Origin of the sequence: Kineococcus vitellinus (assembly GCF_009906315.1) — a bacterium.
Lineage (GTDB): Bacteria > Actinomycetota > Actinomycetes > Actinomycetales > Kineococcaceae > Kineococcus > Kineococcus vitellinus.
In genome coordinates this window covers 1-2,486 of the sequence record NZ_JAAALL010000441.1, presented here as the reverse complement: position 1 = coordinate 2,486, position 2,486 = coordinate 1, and the positions used below count along the sequence as shown (strand labels likewise).

At 81.4% G+C, this 2,486-nt stretch carries 1 protein-coding gene; it reads left to right on the top strand.

All coding sequences use genetic code 11. The annotated features are described in order from the left end of the window. Nucleotides 1–2,486, top strand: a 2,486-nt coding sequence (locus tag GTQ99_RS22135) for an AAA family ATPase (protein WP_166617844.1), incomplete at both ends; no start/stop codon positions are given.

The following is a 2,486-nucleotide window of genomic DNA, read 5'->3' as shown; positions in this document are numbered from 1 at the left end:
GTGCTGCTGGGGCCCGAGGGGGCGGGCAAGAGCCGCATCGCCGCGGAGGCCGCCGCCCGCCTCGCCGCCCGCGGGACGACCGTCACCCGCACCGCGGCCACGGCCGCGGCCGCCGGCCTGCCCTTCGCCGCCCTCGCCGACCTGCTGCCCGCCGACCTGCAGCAGGCCGCCTCGCCGCTGGAGCTGATGCGCCTGACCGCCCGCCGGCTGCGGGAGGCCGCCTCGCGCCACGGCCTGGTGCTGGTGGTCGACGACGCCCACCTGCTCGACGACGCCTCGACCGCGCTCGTCACCCACCTGCTGCGCTCCGGCGCCGCCCGCGGCCTGCTCGTGGTGCGGGGGGAGGCGGCACCCGAGGCGCTGGCGCCGCTGGTGGCGGACGGCTCCTGCGAGCAGGTGCGGGTGGACCCGCTGGGCCACGAGGAGCTGGCGGCGCTGTGCGGGGCCGTGCTCGGCGCCCCGGTGGAGGGCGCGACGCTGCACCGCCTGGAGGCGATGTCCGGCGGCAACCTGCTGTACCTGCGCGAGCTGCTCGGCGCGTGGGCGCAGGAGGGCGCCCTGCGCGAGGAGCGGGGCGTGTGGCGCGCCGCCGGCCGGCCGGAGCCCGGGCGCCGGCTGAGCGAGGTCGTCGAGCGCCGCTTCGCGCGGCTGGAGCCGGCGGTGCGCACCGCCGTGGAGACCACCGCGCTGGTGGGTGCGGTGGAGGTCCCGCTGCTGGAGCGCCTGGTCGGCCTGGAGGCCGTGCTCGCCGCCGAGCGCGCCCGCCTGCTGGTGCTCGACGCCGACGGACGTGACGACGGCGGCGACGACGCCCGTGACGCGGGCCGTGACGACGCCCGCGACGCGGGCCACGGCTCCCGCCGGCTGCGGGCCCTGCTGCCGCATCCGCTGTACGCGCAGGTGCTGCGCGCGGCCACGCCGCAGCTGGCCGCGCGGGTGCACCGCCGCGCCCTGGCGGGCGCCCTGGCGGCGACGGGCTGCCGGCGCCGCGACGACGTGCTGCGGCTGGCCGTGCTGCGCCTGGACGCGGGGGAGGTGCCCGGCGAGGACGTGCTGCTCGCGGCCGCGCGCGCGGCCACCCGCCTGTTCGACGCCCCCCTCGCCGTGCGGCTGACGGCCGCGGCCGCGGCCGGCGGCGGCTTCGAGGCGCGCCTGGCCTGCGCGGACGCCCTCAACGCGGCCGGGCGCACGGAGGAGGCCGAGGTCCTCCTGGCGGCGCTGCACGAGGAGGCGGCGGGCGAGCCACGCCGGCGCGGCCGGGTCGTCCTCGTCCGGGCGGCCAACCTGGTCGGCGGGTTCGGGCGCTGGCAGCAGGCCGAGGCGCTCGTGCGCGGTGCCCGCGGCGAGCTCGCCGCGCGGCGGGCGGGCGGGCGGCCGGACCACGAGCCGGACCACGAGCCGGACCGCGAGCCGGACCGCGAGCCGGACCGCGAGCCGGACCGCGAGCTGGACGACGAGCTGGCCGCCCTCGGCGGGATGACCGTGCTCAGCGCGGGCCGCCCGCAGCAGGCGCTGGACGCCGTGGAACCCCTGCTCGCCGGGCCGGAGCGCTCCCGGCGCTCCCGGCTGCGGGCCCTGCTGGTGGCCATGTCGGCGTGGGGGCAGGTGGGGCGCGGCGGCACCGCCGTCGCGGTCGGGCACCGGCTGCTCGCCGACCGCGCTCCGCAGCAGGAGCTGCCGGCCGTGTTCGAGACCGCGCTCGTCGGGCTCTGCTACGCCTACGGCACCACCGGGCGCATCGCCGAGGCCGAGGAGCTGGCCCGCACCCGCTACGCGGCCGCCCTCGACCAGCGCGCTCCGGACCTGCGCACGCTGTGGGCGCTGGCCCTCGGGCAGGCCGGCACCCTGCGCGGGGACCTGCAGCACGCGCAGGAGCACCTGAGCGAGGCGGCGCTGCTGCTGCGGCACGACCGCTCGCTGCTGGGGGTGCACTCCCTGGCGTGGTGCCTGGGCTGCCTGGCCGAGGTGGCCGCGCTGCGCGGCGACGGGCCCGCGGCCCGCGCCGCGCTGGACGAGGCGTGCGCGGTGACGCCCGAGCCGTGCTTCATCGCGCCGCGCGAGACGGCCCGCGCGTGGGTGGCGTGGGTGGAGGGCTCCACCGACGCCGCCGAGCGCGCGGTGCTGGAGGTGGCGGCCGCCGCCCGCGAGCGCGGCGCCGCCGCCGTGGAGTCCTACGCGCTGCACCAGGCGGCGCGGCTGGGCAGGCCCGCGCGGGTCGCCGCGCGCCTGGAGGAGCTGGCCGGCCTCGTCGACGGCGACCTCAGCGCCGCGCACGCCGCGCACGCCCGCGCGCTGCTGGCGGGCGACGCCGACCGGCTGGAGGCCGCCGCGCGCGAGTACGAGCGGCTCGGCGTCTGGCTGGACGCCGCCGAGAGCGCGGCCCGGGCCGCGGCGCTGCACGGGGCGGCGGGCCGGCGGGCGGGTGCGGTGCGGGCGGCCCGGCGCAGCGCGGAGCTGGCCGCGCGCTGCCCGGGGGCGAGCAGCAG